The following is a 20,851-nucleotide window of genomic DNA, read 5'->3' on the forward strand; positions in this document are numbered from 1 at the left end:
CAAACCGGCCCCGCGTGGGCCGCGCATCGATTATGTTACTAACGATTCTTCAGTTCAAGACCAAACATTAGCCAGTTACGCTGGGTTGTCTGTCGAGAATTGCGAAACTAAGTGTCCTCAAGTTCTTCCGCGATCGACAGAACTGTGCGTAACATACGCAGCCATACCCCGACCGATCGGACAGTGATCGGCCGCGCTCGCGCCGTAGCGACGCAGGTCCGGCCGTCCCGCTCGGACGGCGTAGGAAAGGACACAGGCGCATGCTCGAGAAGCTGGATCGAATATTCAGCTACGAGATGAAGGTTTCCGAGTTCCTCGGCACCCTCATCATCCTCGCCATCCCGTACGGGCTCGTCGGGCTCATCTGGACGCTGACCCACACCAACCACCTACACCGCATGCACGGCATCGACGTGGTCATCTCGTTCCTCGGCTCGATCGTGTGCTGGCCGGTACTCACCTTCTCGAATGTGTGTATGACCTGATGATGATCTTGGTTTGGCTCATCGACATCTTGGTGATCGGCGTCAAGATCCTCGGGGGGCGTAGGAAAGTCAATCCGGTGCTGCGGTTCGGGCTCTGGCTCGCCGTGCTGAGCACCGCCGCCGCCGGTATCGCCGCGGTCGGCTATCTACTTGTTCTGCTACAGCATCAACTGAGCGAGGCGGCATGAGCACCGAACTCGCCGAACGGCGCACCGAGCCAACCGATCTGGAGCGGGCGGTCGAGGATCTGAAGGGGCTGTGGCGGCGCCATCCCCAGCGGTCGCTGGAGACGCTGGGCCGTCAGGTTCGGCTGACGCGCGATGCCTTCATCGAGATGGTGCGCGCGATGCTGTTGCGCCGCTTTCCTTTTCAGGAGTTCATCAAGCAGTGCGCGTTCATGGCCAGCGTTTCGGCCGCACCGACCGTCTTCGTCGCGATTCCGGTCGCGGTCGTCGTCTCGATCCAGGTCGGCGCGCTGGTGAATCAGGTCGGTGCGACGACGTTCATCGGCGCGGTCAGCGGTCTCGGCATCATTCGCCAGGGCGCGCCGCTGGTCACCTCGCTGATGATCGCGGGCGCGGTCGGCTCGGCCATCTGCGCCGACCTCGGCTCCCGCACCATTCGCGAGGAGATCGACGCCATGATGGTGATGGGCGTCGATCCGGTGCGCAGGCTGGTCGCGCCGCGGTTGCTGGCGGCGATCCTGGTCAGCATCCTGCTGTGCGGGTTCGTGGTCTTCGTCGGGTTCGCCACCGGCTACATGTTCAATGTCTATGCCCAGGGCGGTACGGCGGGTTCGTTCATCAGCACCTTCGCCTCCTTCGCGGTGGCGAACGATCTGGTGATCGCGCTGGTCAAGGCGGCCATCTTCGGTGCGCTCACCGCGATCATCGCCTGTGACATCGGATTACACACCAGGGGCGGACCGGGTGGTGTCGCCAATTCGGTCAACGCCGCGGTGGTCAACTCGGCGCTGATGCTGTTCGCCACCAACATCATCATCACCCAGATCTACAACACGCTGTTCCCGGCGAAGGTGATCTGAGATGGGCACCCGATACACCCCACCGGCGCTGAAACCGTTGCGCGTGGTGGGCGAGGTGGCCCGCGTGCCGATCCGGGCCAATCAGCGACTCGGCCATCAGACGATCACGTTCTTTCAGGCCGTCGCGGCAATTCCCTTCGTGCTCAGGCACTATCGCAAGGAAGTGCTGCGGCTGACCGCCGATGTCGGGTGGGGCAATGGTTCGCTCATCGTCGGTGGCGGCACGGTCGGCGTTGTCATCATCCTGTGCGGATTCGGCGGAATCACCGTCGGCATGGAGTCCTACACCGCGCTGAACCTGCTCACCATGAATCCGCTGACCGGCGCGATCTCGGGTTTCGCGACCACCAGGGAGATCGGGCCGATCCTGGCCACGCTCGCCTTCGCCATCCAAGCGGGATGCCGATGCACCGCGCAGCTGGGTGCGATGCGGATCTCCGAGGAGATCGACGCACTGGAATCCATTGCCATCCGGCCGCTTCCGTACCTGGTCACCACCCGGATGATCGCCGCGAGCCTGACCATTGTCCCGCTCTACAGCGTGGGCTTGGCGGTGGCGTATCTGATGACGAAGCTGGCCGTGCTGTTCCTCGGCGGTACCTCCGCCGGGACCTACGACCACTACTTCTTCCAATTCCTCAATGGCATCGATGTCTTCTTCTCGGTCATCAAAGTCGTGGTGTTCGTGCTGATTTCGACCTTCATCCAGTGCTACTACGGCTTCATCGCCACCGGTGGCCCGGAAGGGGTCGGCCACGCGGCCGGGCGAGCGATCAAGATGGTCATCGTCGTCATGGTGTTCGTGAATCTGTTCATGACCCTTGCGATCTGGGGTATCGACCCCGGGTTCCGGATATCGGGATAGGCGCATGCTGCTCGATCCAAGTGGGCGCGGACCCACCGCCCGTCAACTCACCCTCGCCGGAATCGCCATGACCACCGCGACGGCGCTGCTGCTGTATCTGCTGGGGCTGCGCTACACCGGCTACTTCGAAGACAACGTTTCCGTGGTCGCGGTGCTCACGAGTACCGGGGACGGGCTGCCCACCCATGCCGATGTGAAATTCCGCGGCATGGTGGTCGGTTCGGTGGCGGCCGTCGAGGTCGTCGCGAAGGGGCAACGTCAGGATGCCGACCTGGATCTGAAACCCGGTGTGGCGGAATTGATTCCGGCCGATGTCACCGCGCGGGTGATTCCGAACAATATCTTCGGCGTGACCGCCATCGAACTGGTCGACAACGGCCACACCACCGATACACTGCGCGCGGGCGCCCGAATTCCCGAGGACACCGGCACGGGCACCGTGCAATTGCAGACCACGCTCAGCGTGCTGCGTGATGTGCTCGACCACATTCAGCCGGAGAAATTGGGCCGGGTGCTCGCCACCCTGGCCGACGCGCTCGATCCCGGGGCGCGGGTGCCGGGGTCCACCGTCGAACGCCTCGATACCTGGCTCACCCAGGTGCACGCGATTCCCGGCATCGGCGATCTGCTCGGCAATCTGGGCCGGGCGGTGACGGCGCTCAGCGTTTCGGCACCGGAGTTGGTCGGCGTGCTGTCCGATTCGGTGACCACGGCGCGCACCTTGACCGAGCGACGCGACAATCTCGTCGCACTGCTGACCAATGCCAGCGGCACGGTCGATTCGGTCAATGCGCTGTTCGCGCGGAATCCGGACGCCGGCAAGGATCTGGTCGCCGGACTGGATGGCCTGTTCGGCGGTCTGGCCCGGGATCCGCAGGCCATTGCGGATACGGCCGCCAACTTCAATGCCGCGCTGCAGCGGGTGCGCACGACCTTCGGTTTCGGGCCGAGTCGGCAGATGGTGTGGAAGATGGACGTCAGCTTCACACCGTTCCAGCAGTACACCGCCAAGGATTGCCCGCACTACGGCACCATGGCGGGGCCGCGCTGCGGCGGCGGTACCGTCCCGGATGTTCCGGTGCCGCAGGAGTTTCCGCCGCAACTGATGCCCAAGCGGTTGGCCGCCGCCGGGCCGCCGCCCACCGCTGCGGTACCGGGAATTCCCGGCCTGCCGAGTATTCCGGGTCTGTCCGGTATTCCGGGGCTGATTCCGGGCACGACCGCGCCCGCCGCGGCGACCGATCGACCCGCCCAGCCGAATGCGGCAGGTCTGCGCGGACTCGATGCCGCCGCCGCGATCGTCGGCGGTCGGCCGAGCACCGCGCAGTATCTGCTGCTGGCTCCGTTGCTGGCCGGTGGCTCGGTGACCGTATCCGACACCGCACCGAACGCGGGGGGTTAGCGCATGAAGTCAGGCAGGGCACTGATCGGATTCAGCCTGTTCGCCGTAGTAGCGGTGCTGTTGACCTACACGATCTGGTCGACGCTACAGCGCTCGGTGACCGGCGATACAGATTCCTACTCCGCGACCTTCACCGATGTGCTCGGCCTGCGCATCGGCGATGACATTCGCATGGCCGGTGTTCGGGTCGGGCGGGTCGACGCCATTGATTTCGACGGGGACTACAAGGCGCGCGTCGAGTTCCGCATCCAGAACGATCAGCACCTGACCACGACCACGAAAGCTCTGGTGCGCTACCAGAATCTGATCGGGCAACGCTATATCGCCCTGGTTCCCGGCAACGGGGACGGCGCGGTGATGACCGCCGGATCGGCGATTCCCGTCGAGCGCACCGAACCTTCCTTCGATGTGTCGGCGCTGCTGTCGGGCTTCGAGCCGCTGTTCAGTGTGCTGCAACCGGATCAGGTCAACTCGCTGTCGGAAACCCTGATCCAGGCCCTACAGGGCAATAACGTCTCGCTCAGCGCGCTGATCACCCAGGCCGCCGAACTCGCTGGCACCTTCGGCCAGCGCGACAAGATCCTCGGCGATGTCATCGGCAATCTCAGCAGTGTGATAGCGGGCCTGGCCAATCGCAGCGGCGAGTTGGAAACCCTGATCACACAGGCGCGCGCACTCGTGGAATCGCTGTACGCGCAGGGGGAGTCGCTGAAATCCTCGGTCGATACCGTGGCCAGATCCACCGACTCGCTGGCCACCCTGATCGGCCAGGTGAAGCCGAATCTGGCGCGGGCACAGAATGATGCGACCAGCGGCGTCGCCCTGTTGATCCTCAATGGCGCATCGCTGGATCAGGCGGCGGTCGAGCTGCCGACCATTCTCAATGCGCTGGCTCGGTTCACCAGTTACGGCGCCTACGCCAATGCCTATATCTGCTCGCTGGATGTGTCGCTCTGGGGCGTGCTGCTGCCACCCGGGCTGTTCTCGCAGGTCGGCGGCAATTCTCATTCGGAGGTCTGCCGATGATCGGATTAGTTGGCCGGTTGCGTCCGGTACGCAATCGCCTGCTGTGGCTCGGACTGCTCGCGGCGGGTTCGGTGGTCGTGCTGCTGGTCGGATCCAGTGCGCTGTCGCAGGCGCATCTGGGCGATAAGACGATTCACGCCGAATTCGCCCAGGCGGCGGGTCTGCGGTCGGGGGCATCGGTGGATGTGTCGGGCATCGAGGTCGGATCGGTGAGCGCCGTGCGACTCGACGGTGCGAAGGTGATCGTTGATCTGAAGGTGCGCAAGGATCTTCGGCTCGGTCCGGATGCCTCGGCGGCCATCAAGATGACCACCATTCTCGGCAAATTGCACGTCGAACTGCTGCCGGGGAATGGAAAAGGACTGCCGGACAACCGAATTCCACTGAAGCAGACCTCGGTGCCGTACAACCTGGGCAAGGTTATCCAGGATCCGGTCTACAAGTCGTCCTTCGAGCGCATCGAACGCCTGGATCCGGCGAAGCTGCGCCGGTCCCTGGATGTGCTGAGCCAGCAGATGGGCGATTCCCCTCAGCTCACCGTCGAGGCACTCAACAGCATCGGTGCGCTGGCCAAGGTGATCAACGATCGCCGCGACGAGGTGGACACGCTGCTGAAGAGCATGGATCAGGTGGCCCAGCTGGCCTCCGACAACCGCAATAGCGTGCTCCTGCTGCTGACCCGCGGCGAGGCCATCGGCAATGCCGTCGCACTGCGCCAGAGCCTGCTGAAACAACTGCTCGACAATGTGGCGAGCCTGTCGCGGCTGCTGCAGGAGATGGGACTGGAGAACCAGGATCAGCTCGGTCCGCTCATCCAGAACCTGAACACCATGTCCGAGGGCCTGGAGAAGAACCGCGACAACCTCGATTCGCTCTACGAAATCATGCCGGTCGCATTGCGGCAGTTCAACAATGCGCTCGGCAACGGTCCCTACGGCGATGTGTGGGCGCCATGGGTGTTCCCGGACAACTGGCTGTGCTTTGCCCAAGCCGTACAGGGGTGCAACTGATGAGGATAGGTACTTTTCTGAAATCCGCGGTGCTCGGCTCGGCGGTGACCGTGGCGACCGGCTGTTCGCTGCTGCCCGACAGCCTTACCGCGCTCCCGGATCAATATCTCGGCGAACATCTGCGCATCAGCGCCGACTTCGAGAATGTCGCTGGTCTGTACGCGGGCAATGATGTGGCGGTGCTCGGCGTCCCGGTGGGACGGGTCGATACCGTGACGCCCAAGGGCAGCTATGTCGAGGTCACCATGTCCATCGACAAGGGCGTGCGGATTCCGGCCGATGCGATGGCCGCACTGGTTTCACCGCAGCTGATCACCAATCGGCACGTCGAACTCGCCCCCGCCTACGAGGGCAATGGTCCGGTGCTGACCGACGGTCAGCACATCCCGCTCGCCCGCACTCGCACCCCGGTCGAACTCGACCGCATTCTGGACACCTTCGATCAGCTCGGCGATGCGCTGAAGGGCGATAGCGAAACCGGGCCGATGGCGAGCCGGGTGCTGTTCCCCCTGTTGAACGGCAACGGGGACAAGCTACGTCAGACACTCGACGACCTGTCCTCGGCCTTCCAGGTCACCCTGGCCAATGGTGACCAGATCTCCAACACCATCGTCGAACTCAATGAGATCACCGAGATCATCGCCCAGAACGACCAGACGGTAAGGGATTTCAGCGGCCGACTCACCGAGCTGGTGCAGCTGATGGGGCAGCAGGCGCCGGGACTGCAGGCAGTGATCACCCAGCTCAACGACTTCGTCACCAATACCTCGACCGTGGTCGGCCAGAACCGCGAACAGCTGCTCGGCGCGCTCACCAGGTTCACCACACTGACCGCGCAGATGCGCGCCAATGCCCGCGGACTCACCGAAATCGCCGATGTCACACCGCTTTTCTTCGAGAACTTCAGCAATGCCGTGAGCCGGGAGGACCGGGCCCTGCGCCTGCACGGTCTGCTCGACAAGGCGGTGCTCGACGGTGAGGCGCTCTCGCTGTTCTGTGCGCGCATCCAGCTGCGACTCGACGGCTGCCGCACCGGCAAGATCCAGGACTTCGGCCCCGATTTCGGGCTGACCGCCGCACTGCTCGGGATCACCAAATGAGGGCGGCGCGTTCGGCCTTCCTGGCCGCGGCGGTGGTCGTCGCGACGGCGGGATGCGCCGTGACGGTCGACACTGTGCCGCTGCCCAAGCCGGGCATCGGCGGACCGGGCTATGAGCTGCACGCCGTCTTCGAGGACGCGCTCAACCTGCCCGCGAACGCCCACGTGAAGATCGGCGGCACGGAAATCGGGATGGTCTCCAAGATCAGCACCACCAACTTCCTCGCCGATGTCCAGATGCAGATCCGACGCGATATCCAGCTGCCCCGCGGCACCACCGCCGAACTGCGCCAGGCCACCCCGCTCGGTGACATGTTCGTCGCCATGACCCTGCCCGCCGAGCAGGCCAGCGCCGATATGCTGCGGCCCGGCGACACCATCGCGGCCGACCACACCAGTACCGGCGCTTCGGTCGAACAGCTGATGATGTCGATCTCCATGCTGCTCAATGGCGGTGGACTCAACCAGGTCGCGCGGATAACCACCGAGATGAACTCGATGTTCGCCGGGCGCGCGCCGCAGCTGTCGCATCTGATCACCGAGATGACCGAGGTGCTCGCGGCGCTCAACGCGCGCACCGCCGATGTCGACAGCGTGCTGTCCGGGCTGAATGTGTTGACCGGCGAATTGGCCAGGCGCAAGGCGGAATTGGGCGCGGCGGCCGATTCCTTCCCGCCGCTGATCGGGCTGGTCGCCGAAAACAACAGGAGCATTGACGATCTGGTCGCCAAGGTGTCGGTGACCATGTCCGCGCTCGGCGATTTCGCCGACACCACCGGTCCGGAGTTCCTGAGCCTGTTCGACAGCATTCAGCGGCTGATGTCCGGATTCACCCGGATGGGCGACAATCTCGCGGGCACACTGGAGGGCCTGCACGCCCTCTACCCGAATGTGATGGCCAGCTATGAGGGGCCGGTGCTCGCGGTCGCCGCGACGGTCTCCTATCTCGATATCGGTGCGCTGACCGATCCGAAGGGCAGCCGCTGGCCCGAAATCGGTGATGTACCAGCGTTCATCGGCAGTCTCGCGGAGGTCATCCAGCAGGTCATCGGGCGGCTGCAGGGCGGTGGGCGATGAATATTCCGTTGTGGCACTGGCTGGTTCGGCATCGGATCGCGGTGGCCAATATCGGATCGGTCGTCGTGCTCATCCTCGGCATGTCCTATCTCGGTGCGGCCGTGCTGCGGATCAATCCGCTGCCGAGCACCTACACCGTCCGGGTGGAGCTGAAGAGTTCGGGCGGTCTGGCGGCGAACAATGACGTCACCTTCCGTGGCAGTCGGGTCGGTAAGGTGCGCGAGGTCCGGATCTCCGGTGACGGCGTCGCCGCCATCGCCGATATCGATGACAGCGCACGGATTCCGGTGGGCGGCACCGTCGCCGTCGGCAGGCTCTCGGCCGCGGGGGAGCAGTACCTGGACTTTCGCCCCGACTCCGATAGCGGGCCGTATCTGTCCGACGGCTCGATCGTCGAGCGCGCGGCGACCAGCACGCCGGTCACGGTGCAGTCGGTGCTGGCGAATATGAGCGGTCTGATCGGCGGGATGAATCCGACCCGACTCAATGTGATCATCGATGAACTCGATAAGGCGCTGGCCGGTGGTCCGGATCGGCTGCGCAATATGGTCGCCGGGATCAGCCGGGCCATGTCCGGACTGTCCGATCTGCTGCCACAGACCCAGCGCCTGATCGAGAACCTGCAGGTGATCGCCGAAACCACCACGCACGCACAGCCCGATCTGACCACGCTGACCACCGGATCCAGTGCGCTGTTCCAGCAGTTGACCGCCGCCGACCAGGAAGTGCGCCGGTTCCTCGAGCAGGGGCCCGGCCAACTGGCCACCCTCGGCGGCATCGTGCACGACACCCAGGACCCGATGACCGATCTGATCACCAACTTCGTCGCCATCACCAAGGCGGCCAAGCTGCGCCAGCCGGCCATCGAGGCGCTGTTCCCGGCATTGCGCGCGGGTTCGGCGGCCATCGGCATTCCGGCGCACGACAACGCTTTCAACACGCTGGTCGATCCATGGCCGCGGCCGACCTGCGACTACCAGACGGTGCCCGTGGTGCCGACCGACAAGGTCGTCGATACCAGGGTGCGGCTCTACAACTACTGCGTCACCACCGATCCCGCACTCCAGGTCCGCGGTTCGGCGAATGCGCCGCGACCGAATGTGGCGGACAACGGCTCCGGCCCGCCACCCGGCGTCACCGGTAATGAACTCTCCCGGCCCGCACCCGGCAGATAGGAACGAGAAATCATGAGCGAGCGAACAAGCAACACAGCCGACAACGAGATCGACAACGCCGATGTGTCCGAGTCGGAGGCAACCGTCTCGCTCGGCAAGGACGACGACGCCGCCGCCGACAAAGGCCCTGAGTCGACTCCTGCGCCGGCAGAGGTGAAATCGCCGGTGGCCGAGCGCCTTACGCTCCTGCGCGCTTCCGCAAAACGGGGCAGGATCGCCTACCGCTGCGCGGCCGCGGTGCTGTTCGCCGCCGTGGCCGCGTCGTCGGTGTTCTTCTACCTGCAGAACAAGGACAACAAGGCCATCGTCACCGCGCACGAGGACGCCCGCCGCGCCGCCTGCCAGTACGCGCCGGTGCTCGCCGACTATGACGCCAAGAACCTGGACAAGTACTTCGCGGGCGTGCTCGACGGCGCCACCGGTGACTGGAAGAAGCAATTCGACAGCACCAGCAAGGAATTGCGCGAGGTGCTCACGCAGGGCGAGGTGGTCTCGAAGGTCGATGACGTCCAGTGCGCGATCAAATCCGGCGATACCGAATCCGCCGAGGCGATCGTGGTCATCGGCCAGACCATTACCAGCATGGGCACCCAGGGCAAACCGGCGCCTGGTCAGCTGTCCATGGTGATGCGGCTGGAGCAGGTGGACGGCCGCTGGCTGGTCGGTAAGGTCAACTCACCGCTCGCCGCGCCACCGCGGTCATAACCTAGTGCGTGGGCCGACCGAAGAGGATGACCTGCATCAGGTGCGCGACCCGCTGCCGCGAGCACACCGGATTATCGGGTCCGAGCCACTGGCCGAGGTCGACCACCAGGGCCAGCGCCGCATGGACGAGCACCCGCGCCTCGGCCGGGGAAAGCTCGGGCCGAACCCCGATGAGCAGTTTGGCCCACTCCTCGACATTGAGCCGCTGGATATTGCGCAGTACGGTGCGATCCTCCGGCGGCACATTGCTGATCTCCGCGTAGTACACGAAGGTCAGCTCGCGTTCGTCGAACGAGCCCTGCACGTACAACTCGATGAGGGTCCCCAGCGCCTGCTCCGGACGCTCCGATGCCGCGATGGCCGGCCCGATCGCCGCCGAAACCCGTTCCGCCGCACGGCGAAACGCCGCCGCGAGCAGATCGCCCTTGCTGCGGTAGAAGCGGTACACCGCCGAGGAGGCGGGCAGGCCCGCCGCATTGGCGATATCCTCCACGCTCACATGGGGATACCCGTGCTCATGGAACAGCTCGATCGCCCGCACCAACAACAGCTCATGTTTGAAGGTGAGCGGAACCTCCTTGGCCCCAAGGGGTTCGGCCGCATCGCCGGGAGCGGGCAGCTCGCATGCGATGACCGCGTCACAGGCCGAGCGCAGCAGGGCCGTCAGCGCGCGCGCAGGAACCGCGACATGGTGATCGCAGATGCTGCCGATCACGCTCATCGCGGCGGCCGAGAGCACCCCCCGATCCCGAGCGGGCAGTTCGGGCCGGATCTCGGCCAGCAGGTCGCGAGCCGCCGCATCGGTGGCTATCAGGTGATCGATGAGGATCTGGCGGTCGGCGTCCTCGAGGTAGCGGCTCTGCCAGCGCAGCAGCGCGGCGCTGCGGCGGTTGGCGATGGAGGCCGCGATCAGGGCATCGAGGATGTGGTCGAGGCGTTCGTCGGCGGGCCGGTCGCGCAGCCGCTCGGGCAGGCGCACGGCCTCGGTGCTCAGCGCGGCCAGCCGCAGCGCCTCCTCGCGGAACAGCGCGTATTTGCTCGGGTAGTGCCGGTAGAGGGCGGTGGAGCTGATATCGAGGCGCGAGGCGATGTCCTCCATGCTCACACCGTGGTAGCCGAATGATCCGAAGGCCTCCGCGGAGGCGGCGGCGATCTGCGCCCTGCGGTCGCGCGGTCGTCGGCGTACCGCACGCGACCGAGCGGTGCGATCTGCGCTCGCGTCCTCCGTTGCGCGACGGTCCTCGGCATCCATTCCGCGATGTTAGCCCAACCGGACGCTTGCTACGCGGATCTTCCCAGTGCTGAAATGCGATTGAACGGAAGATCACAAAAATACCAAGAATTACGTTTCAACATCGCTATTTTGCTCTTCCGGCAACCAGAATAGTTGATAACATAATTGTGGTCGGCAAGGGCCGATGTCGAAGCATGACTCGGACTACGAGCGGGCCGGACGGCCGAACAGAACGAGCTGCATGAGCAACCGAACCCGGGCCGGGGAGGCGATCGGTTCGGCGCTGAAGGTCCGTCCGAGATCGACCACCAAGGCGAATGCCGCGTGGATGAGGAATCGGGCCTCGGCGGGCGAGAGTTCCGGTCGGACCTCGCGCAGCAGCCGCGCCCACTCTTCGACGCTGAGCCGCTGGATATTTCGCAGCACCGTGCGCTCCTCGGACGGAACGTGTTGGAACTCCGTGTAATACACGAAGGTCAGCGCCCGCTCGGTGAACGAGCCTTCGACGTACTGTTCGATCAGTGTGGTCAGCGCCGCCTCGGAGTCGGGGGCGGCCGCCACCGCCGGGCCGATCGCGCCGGAGACCCGGTCGGCGGCCCTGCGGAAGGCGGCGGCGAGCAGATCGCTCTTGCCGCGATAGAACCGGTACACCGCCGATGCCGCGGAAAGCCCTGCGGCAGTGGCGATCTCCTCGACGCTGACATTCGGATAGCCGCGATCGTGGAAGAGTTCGACAGCCTTGCGCAGCAACAGCTCGTGCTTGAACGATTCCGGAATCTCCGCGGCCACCGGCAGTTCGGCATCCGCCTCGATTGCGGGGAGTTCGGCGGGTACGAGCGCCCAGCAGGCCGAACTCAACAGTCGGGCAAGGGATTTCGCGGGCAGGGTGGCATGGTGATCGGCGATGCTGGTGATCGCGCTCAGCAGTGCGGCGCGCAGTACCCGAAGGTCGTCCGCCCCGAGTTCCGGTCGCAGCGCGGCCAGTTGCGTGCCGATCGCGCCGACGACGGTGAGCTGCTGTTCGATGAGGACCGCGAGATCCTCCGGCTCGAGATAGCGGCCCTCCCAGCGCACCAGGGTGACGGTCGGCCGGTTCTCGATGGTGACGCCGATGAGCGCATCGAGCACATGGCGCAACCGCCGCTCCGGTGACCAGGGTTTACCCACCCCGCCGACTTCGTCGGCTGCCATCCCCGTGCCCGCCGCCTCCTGCGGCAACTCGACCGATTCGGTCATGGCCCGCCCCACCCGCAGCAATTCCTCCCGGAACAGCGCGTACTTGCTCGGGTAGTGCCGGTACAGCGCGGCCGAGCTGATGCCGAGCCCGGAGGCGATATCGTCCATGCTCACGCCGTGATAGCCCAGCGCGCCGAAGGCGGCCGCCGAGGCCGCCGCGATCTGGGCCCGCCGATTCTTCGGCCTGCGCCGAATCTCTCGCGGTGCCGAGTCGCCGCTGACCTTGCGCGCCGTACGGCGATTGTCGACACCCATGCCCGACATCGTAACGACCACCTCAGTTCACCGGGCTGTCCAGGTCGGTCTGATTTGCCCAGGTGGGGCGTCCGCGTGCAATGTCCGCTATGCAGACTGTGGGCGAACGGCGGCGTACCAGTCCAGTAGGTCCGGGTTGTCGACGGCGCTGCGTTCGACGACGCGGGCCGGGTCGGCGCCCTGGAAGAGCTTCTTGATGGGGACCTCGAGCTTTTTGCCGGTGCGCGTATGCGGGATGCCCGGCGCGAGGATGATCTCGTCCGGGACGTGGCGGGGGGAGACCTCGGTGCGGATGGTGGTGTTGATGCGGGTTTTCAGGTCGTCGGTGAGATCGGTGCCGGGGGCCAGGGTGACGAACAGCGGCATCCAGTAGCCGCCGTCGGGCTGCTCGGCGCCGATGACCAGGGCCTCGGTGATTTCGGGGAGCCGTTCTACGGATTGGTAGATATCGGCGCTGCCCATACGAATGCCGTGGCGATTGAGAGTGGAATCGGAGCGGCCGTGCACCACCACACTGCCGCGATCGGTGATGGTGATCCAGTCGCCGTGTCGCCAGATGCCGGGGAACATATCGAAATACGCGTCGTGGTAACGAATTCCGTCCGCATCGTGCCAGAAGCGCACCGGCATGGATGGCATGGGCTTGGTGATGACCAGTTCGCCGACCTCGTCGCGCACCGGCTTGCCGTCGGCGTCGAATGCCTCGAGCGCGACACCCAGATAGGGCGCGGACAGCTCACCGGGCCAGGTCGGCACCGTGCGCGCGCCACCGATGAAGGCGGAGACCACATCGGTGCCGCCGCTGATCGAGGCGACCTGGACGTGGTCACCGACGTTCTCGCCCAACCACACCGCCGATGCGGGCGGCAGCGATGAACCGGTGATGCCGACCTGCCGCAGCGCGGACAGATCGTGGTCCGTGCGCGGCACCGCACCCGCCTTGATGCAGGCGAGCACATAGCCCGGACTCGTGCCGAGCACGGTCGCGCCGACCTGGGATGCGATATGCCACAGCGCGTCCGGGGTCGGGTAGGTGGGGCTGCCGTCGTAGCAGACGATGGTCGCGCCGACGAGCAGCCCGGCGATCTGGAAGTTCCACATCATCCAGCTGGGGCTGGTGTACCAGAAGAAGGTGTCTTCGGGACCGATATCGGCTTGCAGCGCAACGGCTTTGAGGTGTTCCAGCACCACACCGCCGTGGCCGTGCACAATGCCCTTGGGCAGTCCGGTGGTGCCGGAGGAGAATACGATCCACAGCGGATGGTCGAAATCGACGGTCTCCGTCTCGATGACAGCGGCTTCGGTATTCGTGCTGGCCTCGGTCCAGGACAGTGCGTCGGGGACCGGCAGGTCGAGCTGAGAGACGGCCACGGTGGTCTTCACGGTATCGAGTCCGGCCCGCAGCGCCGCGATATCGTCGCGCTTATCGTGCGTCTTGCCGCCGAAGCGGTAGCCATCGGCAGTGACCAACACGGTGGGTTCCAGCTGGCCGAGCCGGTCCAGCGCCGCCTTGGGGGAATAGTCCTGGCCGCAGGCGCTCCACACCGCGCCGATGCTCGCGGTGGCCAGGAAGGCGATCACCGCCTCCGGAATATTCGGCAGATATCCGGCCACCCGGTCACCCGGGCGCACACCGAGCGAGCGCAGCGTGCGCGCGAATGCCGTGGTGCTGTCGATCAATTCGCTCCAGGACACCTCGCGCACCGGACCGTCCTCGGTCACCGCGACAATGGCGGGCCGATCGGCGCGGAACTGCCGGACGACCTGATCCACATAATTCAGCCGGGTACCCGGGAACCACTGCGCGCCGGGCATTTCGGCGCTCGCGAGCACGTCACCCGCGACCGGGCCGAGCTCGAAGTAGTCCCACAGCGCACCCCAGAAGCCGGGCAGATCATCGACCGACCACTGCCACAGCGTCCGGTAATCCGGCGCGGACACTCCGGTGCGCGCCGCGACGAATCTGGCGAAGTCGGTGATGCGCGCCTCCGCGATATCGGATTCGGTCGGCACCCATTGTGGTTGCACCGCAGTACCTCCTGGCTGAATATCTATCGGAAATCAGGTGTGGTTCGCGCGCCGCACGATCTGCTCGGCATGCCGCAGCACCGGGGCATCGACCATCCGGCCCTCGAAGGCGAAGACGCCGCGATGGTTCGGCACCTCGTCGAGTACCCTTCGGGCCCAGTCCATTTCATCCGCCGACGGCGCGTAGGCGGCCCGGATGACCGGCACCTGGCTGGGATGGATCGCCACCTTCGCATCGAAGCCGATCGCGACCGCGTCCAGCGCTTCGGCGCGCAGTCCGTCCAGATCGCCGATGTTCAGATACACCGAGTCGAGCGCGAACTTCCCGTACGCCTTGGCCGCGAGCAGTGTGCTCGATCGAACATGCCGTGCCACATCGCGATAGCCGCCCTCGGCATGTCTGCTGGAGTTGCCGCCGAGTCCGGCGACCAGATCCTCCGCACCCCACATGACCCCGATCGCATTGCGCGCCAGCACCACGCGTTGGACCGCGACGGCGCCGAGCGGCGATTCGATGAGCGCGATCACCTCGTAGTCGGCGAGCGAGTCCAGCTGTGCGGCGGATTCGGCCTTCGGCAGCATGATCCGCCGGTATTCGGTGTGGGCCAGCGCCGCGAGATCCAATGCGTGCTCATCGGTGCCGACGGCATTGATCCGGATGACGGTGGTTTCCGGAGCCAACGGGCTATCGATGAGTGCCTTGCGCGCGCCCGCCTTGTCTGCGGCGGCGACACCGTCTTCGAGATCGATGATCACCACATCGGCCGCCGCGGCGGCCTTCGCATAGCGTTCGGGGCGGTCGGCCGGGCAGAACAGCCAGGCCGGTCCCGGTAGCTGCCAACTCATGCCGGCCTCGATTCTTTGCGCACCAGTGTCTTGCGTATCGCGGTAGCCACGATATCGCCGTGCTGATTGCGCGCGGTATGGGCGAAGGTGACGATGCCCTCGCCTGGACGGCTCTTCGATTCGCGCTTATCGGTGACCACGGTCTCGGCGTACATGGTGTCGCCGTGGAACAGCGGCTTCGGGAAGGCGATTTCGGAGAAGCCGAGGTTGGCCACGATCGTGCCCTGGGTCAGCTGCGCGACCGAGAGGCCGATCAGGGTGGACAGCGTGAACATCGAATTCACCAGCCGCTGGTGGAACGGTGGCAGCTGCTCGCTGAACGCCGCGTCCAGGTGCAGCGCCTGGGTGTTCATGGTCAGCGTGGTGAACAAGACGTTATCGGCCTCGGTAATGGTCCGGCCCGGCCGGTGCTCGTACACGACGCCGATCTCGAACTCGTCGAACCACAGGCCGCGCTGCACCACGCGGCGCGCAGCGTCGGTCACAGCCCCAACTCCCGCCCGATCAGCATCAACTGCACCTCCGTCGTGCCCTCGCCGATTTCGAGGATCTTGCTGTCGCGATAGTGCCTGGCCACAGCGTATTCGTTCATGAAGCCGTAGCCACCGAAGATCTGGGTGGCATCGCGGGCATTGTCCATCGCGGCCTCGCTCGCCACCAGCTTGGCGATCGAGGCCTCCTTCTTGAACGGCTTACCCGCCAACATGAGCGCGGCGGCGTCGTAGTAGGCGGTGCGGGCGGCATGGGCGCGCGCTTCCATTCTCGCGATCTTGAACGCGATGGCCTGGTTGCGGCCGATGACCTGGCCGAAGGCCTCACGTTCCTTGGCGTAGCGCACGCTTTCGTCGACACAGCCCTGCGCCGCGCCGACCGCGAGCGCCGCGATGGCGATCCGGCCCTCATCGAGAATCCGCAGGAAGTTGGCATAGCCGCGGCCGCGCTCGCCGAGCAGGTTCTCCTCGGGCACCCGGACGTCGGTGAAGCTCAGCGGATGGGTGTCCGAGGCATTCCAGCCGACCTTGTTGTAGGCGGGTTCGGCCACGAAGCCGGGGGTGTCGGTGGGGACCAGGATGGTGGAGATCTCCTTCTTGCCGCCCGACTGGCCGGTCACCGCGGTCACCGTCACCAGTGTGGTGATATCGGTGCCGGAGTTGGTGATGAACTGCTTGCTGCCGTTGATGATCCATTCGCCGCTATCGGCGACCGCGGTGGTCCTGGTGCCGCCCGCATCGCTGCCCGCACCGGGTTCGGTGAGCCCGAACGCGGCGAGCTTGCGTCCGCTGGTCAGCTGCGGCAGCCATTCCTGCTTCTGCTTATCGTTGCCGAAGCGGTAGATGGGCATGGCGCCGAGCGAGACACCGGCCTCCAGGGTGATCGCGACGCTCTGATCCACCTTGCCGAGTTCTTCCAGCGCCAGGCACAGCGCGAAGTAATCGCCGCCCATGCCGCCGTACTCCTCGGGGAACGGCAGACCGAACAGGCCCATATCGGCCATACCGGCGACGACCTCATACGGGAAGGTGTGGTTCGCATCGTGTTCGGCGGCGACCGGGGCGACCACCGACCTGGCGAAATCGCGCACCGTCAGTGCGAGGTCGCGGTACTCCTCGGGCAGGGTGCCGGTGGACAAAAACTCGGTCATGCGGAAGTTCCTTCTCGCTCGGCGGTTTCGGGTTCGGTGGTAGCCGCGGTGATGCGCACCAGCGGCTGATCGAGGCGGACCTGGGTGCCCGGTTCGACCAGGACCTCGACGGTGCCCGCGACCGGTGCGGTGAGGGTGTGCTCCATCTTCATGGCCTCGACCACGACAACCGGCGTGCCCGCGGCCACGGTGGCGCCATGGCCGACCGGCACCGCGATCACCGAACCCGGCATGGGACTGCGGATCTCGGCGTCGCCGATGTGTTCGGCGCCGCCGCGGACACTCACCTCGGCCACTTCGCGCAGCACCGAGACACCGGATGGTCCCGCCACCCAGAGCTGTCCGTCGTGCTCGGCGACGCGGTAGTCCCGGCGCAGACCGCCCAGCGTCAGGACCAGCACTCCGGACCCATCTCCGGTGAATTCGGCGGTGAGCGGGGCGGATTCGCTGCTGTTGAGGTGTACCTCGGCGGCAGCGGGGGAGCCGGTCAGATATACGTGCTCGATGCGGTCACCGCTGGCCAGCCTGATGGTGGTCGGCGCGGCCGCGCCGATGCGCCAACCGGACGGGATCTCCCACGGCTCGCTCGGGGCCGCTGGCCAGCGCCGTAGCCAGTGATAGGCCGCGGCGGCGATGAATTCGTCGTCGCCGACCGCGGCGGGCCGAAAGTCGCCGACGCGGCGATCCAGCAATCCGGTGTCGAGCCTGCCCGCGGCCACATCCGGATCCGCCAGCAGGAATCGCAGGAACTCGATATTGCTGGTGACACCGAGCAGCACGGTATCGCCCAGTGCCCGATCGAGTTTCGCGAGTGCGGCGTCGCGGTCGGTCGCGTGCGCGATGACCTTCGAGAGCATCGGATCGTAATCGCTGCCGACCACGGTGCCGATGCGCAATCCGGAATCCACCCGCACCCCAGCGCCTTCGGGTTCCGAGAGGTCCAGGACCGTGCCGCCGGTGGGCAGGAAGCCGCGGCCGGGATCCTCGGCATAGACCCGGGCCTCGATCGCGTGCCCGACCAGCCGCAGCTCGTCCTGGTTCACCGCGAGCTTCTGTCCGGCCGCGATCCGCACCTGGCACTCCACCAGGTCGATTCCGGTGACCAGCTCGGTGACCGGATGCTCCACCTGCAGGCGGGTATTCATCTCCATGAAGAAGAACTCGTCCGGCCGATCGGCGGAGACGATGAATTCGACCGTGCCCGCACCGACGTAATTCACGCTGCGCGCGGTATTGCACGCGGCGGCGCCGATGCGCGCCCGCGTCGCGGCGTCCAGCAGCGGCGAGGGCGCTTCTTCGATGACCTTCTGATGCCGCCGCTGCAGGCTGCATTCGCGTTCGCCCAGGTGGATCACGTGGCCGAACTGGTCGGCGAGGATCTGCACCTCGATATGCCGTGGACGGGTGACGAATCGCTCGAGAAACAGGGTGTCGTCACCGAATGCCGCTGCCGCCTCGCGCCGGGCACTGGCCAGCGCGGCCGGTAGCGCCGAGGGCTCCTCGACCAGTCGCATGCCCTTGCCGCCACCACCGGCCGACGGCTTGACCAGCACCGGATAGCCGATATCGGTTGCGGCGTCGATCAATTCGGCGTCGGTGAGTCCCGGTCGGGCGATACCGGGGACGACGGGCACATCGAAGGCGGCGACGGTATTCTTCGCCGCGATCTTGTCGCCCATGACCTCGATCGCCTTCGCGGGCGGTCCGAGGAAGACGATGCCCGCTTCGGCCAGCGCGGCGGCGAAAGCGGCATTCTCGGAGAGGAAGCCGTAGCCCGGATGCACGGCCCGAGCCCCGGTGCGCACCGCCGCGGCGACCACCTTCTCGATATCGAGATAGCTCTGCCTGGCCGGGGCCGGGCCGAGGCGCACCGCGGTATCGGCCTCGCGCACATGCCTGGCCTGTGCGTCGGCATCGCTGTAGACCGCCACCGAGCGAATGCCCATGGTGCGCAAGGTGCGGATGACCCGCACCGCGATCTCACCGCGATTGGCGACCAGCACGGTGTCGAATTCGATGGGATGGGATTTGTTCATCATCGCGATCACATCCGGAAGACGCCGTAGGAAACGGGTTCGAGCGGCGCCTGCGCACACACCGAAAGGGCAAGTCCGAGCACGGTTCTGGTGTCGGCGGGGTCGATGACGCCGTCGTCCCAGAGCCGCGCGGTCGAGTAGTACGGATTGCCCTGATATTCGTACTGTTCCCGAATCGGGGCCTTGAACGCCTCCTCGTCCGCGGCCGACCACGGCTGTCCGGAGCTGTCGAGCTGATCGCCGCGCACCGTCGACAGCACCGAGGCGGCCTGTTCGCCACCCATGACCGAGATCCGCGCATTGGGCCACATCCACAGGAAGCGCGGCGAATACGCGCGCCCGCACATCGAATAGTTGCCCGCGCCATATGATCCGCCGATCACCACGGTGAGCTTCGGCACCCGCGCGCACGCCACCGCGGTGACCATCTTGGCGCCGTGCTTGGCGATACCGCCCGCCTCATAGTCACGTCCGACCATGAAACCGGTGATGTTCTGCAGGAACAGCAGCGGAATCTTGCGCTTATCGCACAGCTCGATGAAATGTGCGCCCTTCATGGCGGATTCGCTGAACAACACGCCGTTATTGGCGACGATGCCGACCGGATGTCCGTGGATGCGGGCGAATCCGGTGACCAGCGTCTTGCCGTATTCGGCCTTGAATTCGTGGAATCCGTCGTCGCCATCGGCACCGCCGTCGACCAGCCGACCGATGACCTCGCGGACATCGTATGGCGTGCGCAGATCGACCGGGACCACGTCGTACAGCTCGGATTCCGGCTGCGCGGTCGCGACGGTCGGCCTCACCTCCCACGGGCTGGCCGGACGGGGGCCGAGGGTGGCCACAATGCGGCGCACGATGCGCAGCGCGTCCTGGTCGTCTTCGGCCAGGTGATCGGTCACTCCCGACGTGCGCGAATGCAATTCGCCGCCACCCAACTCCTCGGCGGTGACCACCTCACCGGTCGCCGCCTTCACCAGCGGCGGTCCGCCGAGGAAGATCGTGCCCTGATTGCGCACGATCACCGCCTCATCGCTCATCGCCGGTACATACGCGCCACCGGCGGTGCACGAGCCGAGTACCGCGGCGATCTGCGCAATGCCCTTGGCGCTCATGGTCGCCTGGTTGTAGAAGATGCGGCCGAAGTGCTCCCGGTCCGGGAAAACCTCGTCCTGGCGCGGCAGGAACGCGCCGCCGGAGTCGACCAGATAGACACAGGGCAGCTGGTTCTGCAGCGCGACCTCCTGGGCGCGCAGATGTTTCTTCACCGTCATCGGGTAGTAGGTGCCGCCCTTGACCGTGGCGTCATTTGCCACGATCACGCATTCGCGCCCGGAGATCCGGCCGATGCCGGTGATGATCCCCGCGCCCGGGCATTCGTCGTCGTACATCCCGGTCGCGGCCAGCGGCGAGAGTTCGAGAAACGGGCTGCCCGGATCGAGCAGCTGATCCACCCGCTGCCGGGGCAGCAGCTTGCCGCGGGCCACATGCCGCTCGCGCGCCTTCGGTGGCCCGCCGAGCGCCGCCGTGGCCAGCCGGGCACGTAGATCTGCCAACAGCGCCCCATGCGCCGTGCGGTTGTCGACTCCGACCTGTTCGGTCACCGTCATCACGCCGTCCTGCCATCCAGTTAGTCGCCGATAACTGGAATTCAGGTTAATGTTGATTAACCGAGATGTCCAGGT

19 protein-coding genes are annotated in these 20,851 nt (G+C 65.8%); 11 read left to right on the forward strand and 8 right to left on the reverse strand.

Features of this window, described 5'->3' with window-relative positions; genetic code table 11:
- Positions 1-260: 260 nt before the first annotated feature.
- Genes ACQP0C_RS05480 through ACQP0C_RS05530 form a run of 11 tightly spaced genes read left to right on the forward strand, consistent with a single transcriptional unit; the run spans position 261 to position 9,889 of the window.
- Positions 261-485, forward strand: coding sequence for a hypothetical protein (locus ACQP0C_RS05480; protein ID WP_433731133.1), 225 nt, complete (start codon positions 261-263; stop codon positions 483-485).
- Positions 485-673, forward strand: a complete 189-nt coding sequence (locus ACQP0C_RS05485) for a hypothetical protein (RefSeq protein ID WP_433731135.1) — start codon at positions 485-487, stop codon at positions 671-673. The genes ACQP0C_RS05480 and ACQP0C_RS05485 overlap by 1 nt, the downstream gene beginning before the upstream one ends.
- Positions 670-1,530 carry an MlaE family ABC transporter permease gene (locus tag ACQP0C_RS05490; protein ID WP_433731138.1) on the forward strand — a complete coding sequence of 287 codons (861 nt, stop codon included), beginning with the start codon at positions 670-672 and terminating at the stop codon, positions 1,528-1,530. Before ACQP0C_RS05485 ends, ACQP0C_RS05490 begins: the two co-directional genes overlap by 4 nt.
- A 1-nt stretch (position 1,531) precedes the next feature.
- Entirely contained in the window at positions 1,532-2,395 is an 864-nt protein-coding gene (locus tag ACQP0C_RS05495; protein ID WP_433731140.1) for an ABC transporter permease, read from the forward strand.
- Positions 2,396-2,399: 4 nt separating this feature from the next.
- Positions 2,400-3,797, forward strand: a complete 1,398-nt coding sequence (locus tag ACQP0C_RS05500) for an MCE family protein (RefSeq protein WP_433731142.1) — start codon at positions 2,400-2,402, stop codon at positions 3,795-3,797.
- Positions 3,798-3,800: 3 nt separating this feature from the next.
- Positions 3,801-4,823, forward strand: coding sequence for an MCE family protein (locus ACQP0C_RS05505; RefSeq protein WP_433731144.1), 1,023 nt, complete (start codon positions 3,801-3,803; stop codon positions 4,821-4,823).
- A complete protein-coding gene (locus ACQP0C_RS05510; protein ID WP_433731146.1) occupies positions 4,820-5,833 on the forward strand; it encodes an MCE family protein in 1,014 nt (337 codons plus the stop codon). The genes ACQP0C_RS05505 and ACQP0C_RS05510 overlap by 4 nt, the downstream gene beginning before the upstream one ends.
- Positions 5,833-6,933: an MCE family protein gene (locus ACQP0C_RS05515; RefSeq protein WP_433731148.1), complete on the forward strand. Its 1,101-nt coding sequence runs from the start codon at positions 5,833-5,835 to the stop codon at positions 6,931-6,933. Before ACQP0C_RS05510 ends, ACQP0C_RS05515 begins: the two co-directional genes overlap by 1 nt.
- Positions 6,930-8,009, forward strand: a complete 1,080-nt coding sequence (locus ACQP0C_RS05520) for an MCE family protein (protein WP_433731150.1) — start codon at positions 6,930-6,932, stop codon at positions 8,007-8,009. The genes ACQP0C_RS05515 and ACQP0C_RS05520 overlap by 4 nt, the downstream gene beginning before the upstream one ends.
- Positions 8,006-9,184: an MCE family protein gene (locus ACQP0C_RS05525; RefSeq protein WP_433731152.1), complete on the forward strand. Its 1,179-nt coding sequence runs from the start codon at positions 8,006-8,008 to the stop codon at positions 9,182-9,184. Before ACQP0C_RS05520 ends, ACQP0C_RS05525 begins: the two co-directional genes overlap by 4 nt.
- 12 nt (positions 9,185-9,196) lie before the next feature.
- Entirely contained in the window at positions 9,197-9,889 is a 693-nt protein-coding gene (locus tag ACQP0C_RS05530) for a hypothetical protein (RefSeq protein WP_433731154.1), read from the forward strand.
- A gap of 1 nt (position 9,890) precedes the next feature.
- On the opposite strand, the gene ACQP0C_RS05535 is transcribed toward ACQP0C_RS05530, so the two are convergent.
- The 8 genes from ACQP0C_RS05535 to ACQP0C_RS05570 form a co-directional block, all read right to left on the reverse strand.
- Positions 9,891-11,141, reverse strand: a complete 1,251-nt coding sequence (locus ACQP0C_RS05535) for a TetR/AcrR family transcriptional regulator (protein ID WP_433731156.1) — start codon at positions 11,139-11,141, stop codon at positions 9,891-9,893.
- A 186-nt stretch (positions 11,142-11,327) separates the two neighbouring features.
- Entirely contained in the window at positions 11,328-12,614 is a 1,287-nt protein-coding gene (locus tag ACQP0C_RS05540) for a TetR/AcrR family transcriptional regulator (RefSeq protein ID WP_433731158.1), read from the reverse strand.
- An 87-nt stretch (positions 12,615-12,701) separates the two neighbouring features.
- Positions 12,702-14,642, reverse strand: coding sequence for an acetoacetate--CoA ligase (locus ACQP0C_RS05545; RefSeq protein WP_433731160.1), 1,941 nt, complete (start codon positions 14,640-14,642; stop codon positions 12,702-12,704).
- A gap of 33 nt (positions 14,643-14,675) precedes the next feature.
- On the reverse strand, positions 14,676-15,488 hold the full coding sequence (locus ACQP0C_RS05550; RefSeq protein ID WP_433731162.1) for an HpcH/HpaI aldolase/citrate lyase family protein: 813 nt from the start codon (positions 15,486-15,488) through the stop codon (positions 14,676-14,678).
- Complete coding sequence (locus tag ACQP0C_RS05555; protein WP_433731164.1) at positions 15,485-15,973, reverse strand: MaoC family dehydratase; 489 nt, start codon at positions 15,971-15,973, stop codon at positions 15,485-15,487. The genes ACQP0C_RS05550 and ACQP0C_RS05555 overlap by 4 nt, the downstream gene beginning before the upstream one ends.
- On the reverse strand, positions 15,970-17,130 hold the full coding sequence (locus ACQP0C_RS05560) for an acyl-CoA dehydrogenase family protein (RefSeq protein ID WP_433731166.1): 1,161 nt from the start codon (positions 17,128-17,130) through the stop codon (positions 15,970-15,972). Before ACQP0C_RS05560 ends, ACQP0C_RS05555 begins: the two co-directional genes overlap by 4 nt.
- Positions 17,127-19,169 carry a biotin carboxylase N-terminal domain-containing protein gene (locus ACQP0C_RS05565; RefSeq protein WP_433731168.1) on the reverse strand — a complete coding sequence of 681 codons (2,043 nt, stop codon included), beginning with the start codon at positions 19,167-19,169 and terminating at the stop codon, positions 17,127-17,129. The genes ACQP0C_RS05560 and ACQP0C_RS05565 overlap by 4 nt, the downstream gene beginning before the upstream one ends.
- Positions 19,170-19,174: 5 nt before the next feature.
- Positions 19,175-20,776 carry a carboxyl transferase domain-containing protein gene (locus ACQP0C_RS05570; RefSeq protein WP_433731170.1) on the reverse strand — a complete coding sequence of 534 codons (1,602 nt, stop codon included), beginning with the start codon at positions 20,774-20,776 and terminating at the stop codon, positions 19,175-19,177.
- Positions 20,777-20,851: the final 75 nt, after the last annotated feature.

It is taken from the genome of Nocardia sp. CA-129566, from assembly GCF_050956075.1.
GTDB lineage: Bacteria > Actinomycetota > Actinomycetes > Mycobacteriales > Mycobacteriaceae > Nocardia.